At 75.4% G+C, this 5855-nt stretch carries 2 protein-coding genes and 1 pseudogene; 1 reads left to right on the top strand and 2 read right to left on the bottom strand.

The genetic code is table 11. The features are described from left to right. On the bottom strand, positions 1-2464 hold a 2464-nt coding region (locus B7767_RS19145), incomplete at its 3' end, for a beta-ketoacyl synthase N-terminal-like domain-containing protein (RefSeq protein ID WP_306297972.1). 5 nt (positions 2465-2469) lie between these two features. Continuing rightward, positions 2470-5466, bottom strand: a complete 2997-nt coding sequence (locus B7767_RS49105) for an SDR family NAD(P)-dependent oxidoreductase (RefSeq protein ID WP_306297971.1) — start codon at positions 5464-5466, stop codon at positions 2470-2472. 130 nt (positions 5467-5596) lie between these two features. Here B7767_RS49105 and B7767_RS48120 point away from each other — a divergent pair. After that, positions 5597-5855 (top strand): annotated as a pseudogene (locus B7767_RS48120) (hypothetical protein); the annotation flags it as partial.

Raw genomic sequence — 5855 nt, 5'->3', positions numbered from 1 at the left:
AGGCGGTCAGGGGCGCGTCGGCGGGCAGCGCGGCCGCACCCGACCGTGGCACCGCCTGGTGGTGGACCGCGATCGCGGCCACCGCCACAGCGAGCGCGCCGTGCGCGGCATGGGCCGTCCCGAACAGTTCGCTGTGGTCGTACCGGGCGGTGACGCGGGGCGTGGGCGGCCGGCCGGCCGGCTCGCCGTCCCCTCCGATCACGTCCCGGTCGTCCCCGTCCTCCTGGTTCCCCGCCCGGCCCCTGTCGGTCCTGTCGCCATCACGATCGGGCGGGACCTCGTGGTCCCGGATCCGATGGGTCCCGTCCGTGCCTCCGGCGTCCGCGTCACCGACCAGCAGGCCGACGGGGGCCGTCCGGTCCGTCGCGTGGTCGAGCAACGCGATGACCTGGTCGCCGTCCTGCTCGGCGTCGGTCAGGCGTTTCAACACCAGGACGACGGCCACGTCACCACCGGGCCGGTGATCTCCCAGCGCGCCCAGCGCCGCCAGGTGCACGGGCTCATGGGACAGGTCGACCGCGCCGGCGAGCACCGCGTCCGCCTCCCCCGCCCGCAGCGCCCGCGCCCCCAGATCCAGGGCGACCAGGCCGGACGCCTGCTCCGCGCAGACCACATGGCTGGGGCCGCGCAGGTCCAGTTGGGCGTTGATCCGGTGGGCCACCAGGTTGGGCATGGTGCCCGGCACGGTCTCCGGGACCAGCGGAGCGCGGAAGGCGTCCGGCCAGTCCGGCACCGGAGCGGGCAGGCCGGAGGCGGTGTCCCAGCCCGGCGCACGCCAGCGGGCACCGGGACGCGCCGCCTCGGGGTCCGTGCCCATGCCGATCAGGACCATCGTCCGGTCGGGCGGCAGCCGGGTCGCGGAGGCGGCTTCCCGGGCCGCCTCCAGGGCAAGGACCTGCTGCGGCAACGCCTCGGCCAGATCGGCCGGAGGGAACCGCAGCCCGGCCAGCGCGACCTCGATGGAGCGCCGGGGGCCGAGGCTGGGCGCGCCGTCCAGGACCGCGTGACACAGGTCCCGGTAGCCGGCCCCCGACCCGGCCCGTGCACCGATCGCCACGATCGCCACCCGCTGGTCCACCCGTGGCCGGCTGGAAACAGGGCGGGGGGAGAGGGCAGCGGTGGATGCGGCCCGGCCGGGCTCCCAGGCATCGACGACCACATGCGCGTTGGCGCCGCCGAATCCGAACGCGCTGACCGCTGCCCTGCGCCGCCCGCGCCACTCCTCGGCCTCCCGCAGCAGTCGCAGCGGCGTTCCGGCGAGCACGTCCAACGGCGCGTCCGCGTGCAGGGACGGCGGCCGCACCCGGGCACGCAACGCACCGAGAACCTTCAGCAGACCGGCACCGCCGGCCGCCGCGAGCGGGTGCCCCAGGTTGGACTTGACCGAACCGATCGGCAGGTCCACCGCATCAGCGAACACCTCACGCATCACCAGTGCCTCGGTCACATCCCCGCTCGGGGTGCCCGGCGCGTGGCACTCGACCAGCGAAACAGTCTCCGGTGCGATCCCGGCCGAGGCGTAGGCGGCGCGCACGGCGCGCTCCTGTCCGGCCCGGTCCGGGGCCAGCAGGCCACCGCCCACGCCGTCGTTGCTCAGCCCGATGCCCCGGATCACGCCCAGGACCGGCATGCCCTGGGCGAGTGCGTCGTCGAGCCGGGCCAGTGCGAACAGCACCGCGCCCTCTGCGGGCACCAGTCCGTCCGCCTCCCGGTGGAAGGGACGGCTACGGCCCGACCGGCTCAACGCGGTCAGCGCGCAGAACCCCTGATGGATGTAGAGGCTGTCGGCGGCGGCCACCGCCCCGGCCAGCACGAGGTCGGCGTCCCCGTCCCGCAGCCGGTCGCAGCCGGCTTTCACCGCGTACAGGGAGGAGGCGCAGGCGGCGTCCAGGGCATGACCGCCGGCGCCGAGGCCGAGCGCGCGAACGGCCAGATGGGCGGGGAGACCGGCCCCGAACCGGTTCAGGGGATCGGGGCGGAAGTCGTCGCTCGGCCCCGGCCGCCCCGGACCGGACAGCCACACGTGCTCGGCGTAACGGGCCATGGCCGTGGTCGGGTACGCCAGGTTGCCCAGGACCAGCCCCGCGCGGCCGAGATCGGGCCGGCCCGCCTCGTCCAACGCCTGCCGGCCGGCGTGCAGGACCCAGCGGAACACCCGGTCCAGTGGGGCGATCTCGGCCGGGGGCAGCTCGAACCCGGTCGGGTCGAACGCCTTGTCGAAGCCGTGGACGTAGCCTCCGATGTCGGTCCAGATCCGATCGGTGTCACCAGGTGCACCCAACACCCGTGCCAGCGGCACCCGCCAGCGTCCGTCGGGCACCGGTGACAGGGCGGAACGGCCTGCGGCGATCCGGGCCCAGAAGGCGTCCGGGTCGAGCGCACCGGGCAGTACACAGCCGCGCCCGACGATCGCGACCGGTTCGAAGAACGGCGCCTGCCGAGGAGTCGCTTCCGGAGAACGCATCCGCGTCAGCCCTCGGTCAGGTCGGGCCGGCGGATCAGCTCCACCCTGAGCAGCTCGGCCAGCACGGTGCCGTCCTCGGCCAGTACGGCCGCGTCGCACTCGGCGGACATCCCGTCGGTCCGTCGTGCCGAGACGACGACGCGCGCGGCTCCCCAGTCGGTCCCGGCCCGGTGGATCCGGCACTCCCGGATCGACATCGGCAGCGCCGCCCCGACACCGGCCCGCAACGTCCAGCCGACGGCGAGTTGGAGGGCGCCGTCGAGCGCGGCGACGTCCACCGTCCAGGGCACGGCCAGCCAGGGGTCGACGTCCCGGGGGCGGAGCGCGGCCACACCCCCGTCGGCGCCGAGCCGGACCTGGTCCAGGACCTGGAACACCGGGCCGTGGAAGAGCGCCGGTCCGTCGTACGGTTCGGGGACCTCTTCGAGGCCTTCCGGCGTCCGCCAGCGGTGCGGGTCCGGCGGCGGGCCGTCGGCGACCACCGTGCCGGCGTACTTGGCCCCCACGGCGCCCAGTTCGACGGTGAGACCGCCGCGCCGTGCGGACTCGTCCGTCCTCGTCCGGCCGCGCAGCACGAGCCTCTCGCCCGGTTCCTGCAGTTCGATCCTGCGGAGTACCCGCAGGTCGTGGAGGACCAACGGGCCGGTGTCCGGCCGCCAGGACCGGGCCAGCCCGGTGAACCAGTGCACCAGGACGGCGACCGGAACCACCGGTGCCCCGTCGATCCGGTGGTCGTCCAGCAGCGCGTACTGCGGCCGGGCGAGGGTCAGTTCGGCGACCGGTCCCTGCCCGGCAAGGACGTCGGGAGCCACGTCCCCGGCGGCGCGCAGCACCCGGGTGGGCCCGCCGGGGTCGGCGAGTTCGGCGACGAACGCGCGCGCTCCGGCAGCCGGTTCGATCAGCTCGACCCCGGCGGCGCGGAACCGTTCCGCGATCGTCCGGGTGACCATGCCGCCGTCCCAAGGGCCCCAGGCCAAAGAGCGTGTCAGGCAACCGGGATGGGCGGCGGCGTACGCGGAGAGCAGGTGGTCGACGGCGGTGTTGGCCATCGCGTAGTCGGCCTGCCCCGGGCTGCCGAACACTCCGGAGGCCGAGGTGAACGCCACGAGCAGGGAGAGCGGGTCGTCGGCGGTGGCGGCCAGCAGGGCGCGCAGCCCGTCCACCTTGGTGGAGTACACCAGGGCGAACTGCTCGTCGGTCTTGGCACCGATCAACCGGTCGGCGATCACCCCGGCGCCGTGCACCACCCCGGTGATCGGGCCCCAGTCCCGGCGTACCTCGGCCAGGGCGTCGCGCAGGACCACCTCGTCCCGGGTGTCCACGGACAGGTAGCGCGTCGGCGAGCCCGCATCCTCCAGGGCCCGCAGGGTCTGCCGGACCTCACGTACGGCCAGCACGCGCCGCGCCTCGGCGGCGAGTTCGGCTGGTGGGGCCTGGCGGGGGCCGGTGGCGAGCAGCCGGATCAGGCCCGCCTCGTCGGTGGCCCCGGCCAGCCCCGCGGGCTCCTCGACCAGTGCGGTACGGCCGAGGAGCACCAGCCTGGGCCGGTGGGCGGCCGCGAGTGCGCGGATCGCCGACGCAGTGACGCCGCGTGCGCCGCCGGTGACCACGATCACCGAGTCGGCATCGGCCCGGGGTTCGACGGGGCCGGGTGCGACGGGGCACGCCAACGGAACCGTCCGGCTTCCGTCGGCGGGGAGACCGACCGTGATCGACGGCCCGCCCGCGGTGAGCTCGGCGGCGATCGCGGCGGCGACCTGCTTGTCACTGCGCCCGGTGCGTGCGCAGTCGATGGCCTTCACCGTGGCCAGGGGCCACTCCCGGGCGGCGGTCCTGGCCAGTGCGTCCAGACCACCATGGACCGGCCGGCCGCCGTTTCCGCTCAGCCCGAAGTCGCCCCCGGTGTCCTGCACGGTGACCAGGAGGCCGCCGGCCGAGCTGAGCCGGTCGGCCAGCCCTCGGACCGCCGCGAAGACGGCCGGCGGGTCGTCGCCCTTGTCCAGCAGGATCACCGACCGTGCCTCGGCCGGAAGACCGGTGACGAGCCGGGCCGGCACACCGTGGGCCGCGAGTTCCTCGACCAGCAGATGACCCACCCGGGTGGAGTCGTCGAGCACGAGGAGCTCCCGGTCGCGCAGACCGGCCAGGGCCAGCCCGGCCGGCGCCAGCGGCAGGGCGCGTACCGCCAGGCGGACCGGCTCCGGACGGTTGGTGGCGGTGGGGACTTCGGCGGCGGGGGCATCGGTGGCTTCCGGACCGGCGGCGGGCTCGGAGTCCACGTCCTCGGGGGATCCGGGGGCGGAGGTCCCGGGAGGCTTCGGGGACACCGGCGAGGGACCGGCGGACGCCTGGTCGCCGGCGTCATCGATCTGTCCCGCCAGCTGGGCGACCTTGACCGAGATCTCCCGCAGCGTGCGCAAGGACGCCAGCTCGGACAGGTCGGCTGCGGGCAGTTCACCCACACGTTGGCGGACCCGGGAGAGCACTTCGACCTTCTTGATGGAGTCGATGCCCAGGTCGGCCTCGAGTTCCATGTCGAGGTTGATGATGTCCGCCGGGTAGCCGGTGCGCTCGGCGACCACCTCCAGCAGCAGCGCGCCGATCGACTCGGCGTCCAGCGGCAGCCCGTCCGGCCGCAACGCGTCCGGTTGCGGCCCGAGCAGCACCAGCCCGGGCGCCGGGGCCTCCACGGGCGACGGCACGACGGTGGCCTGCGGGGGTGGCGCCGGCACAGCCGGTGTCGCCTCATCCCTGTCGCCGCCCGAACCGGAACGGAAGGGCTGGCCAGAGCCGGGGACCGTACCTGACGGCACGGGGGCGTGGACCGGTTGACCGGAGGGCACGACCTGCGCGCCGGTGGCACCCACCGCGACCTCTGCGACGGGCCATGGCCGCGGGTCGTCCACGCCGACGGCGGGGAGACGGACACCGGCGGCGCCGAGCAGGGCCTCCATCGAGGCATGCGCCGTCCGCAGGTAGAGCTGGTGGTTCTCAGCGGTCACCCGTTGGTACGTGGCATGCGCTTCCGCGCTCTGCCGCTGGGCCTCGGCCAGGAGCCCCAACCATTCCGTCGGCGGAGCGGGGTGGGCCGAGCCGGTGGACCGGACGCTCGGGGTGGCCACGGGAGCTGGCGTGCCCGGCCGGATGTCTCCGGGCCTGTCCGTGGCCACCTGGCCGGGGATCAGCGGTGCCTGTGTGCCGGGCCCGGCCGGCTCGGCGAGACCCGGGACCGGTTTCGGGGACGGGCCGGCAGAGGACACCGGCGCCGACCAGGCCACCGGCTGGACCGACAAGTGCGCCGCCGGCATCGGGCCCGGGGCGGGCCGCACGGTGCCGGGGCCCGGGACCGGTGGTGTCGCCTCCGACACCGCCGCGGGCGGCACCACCGGCC

This window comes from Streptomyces sp. 13-12-16 (assembly GCF_002114215.1).
Taxonomy (GTDB): Bacteria; Actinomycetota; Actinomycetes; order Streptomycetales; family Streptomycetaceae; genus Streptomyces.
The sequence above is the reverse complement of the archived record's forward strand: the minus strand, read 5'-3'. Positions and strand labels throughout refer to the sequence as shown.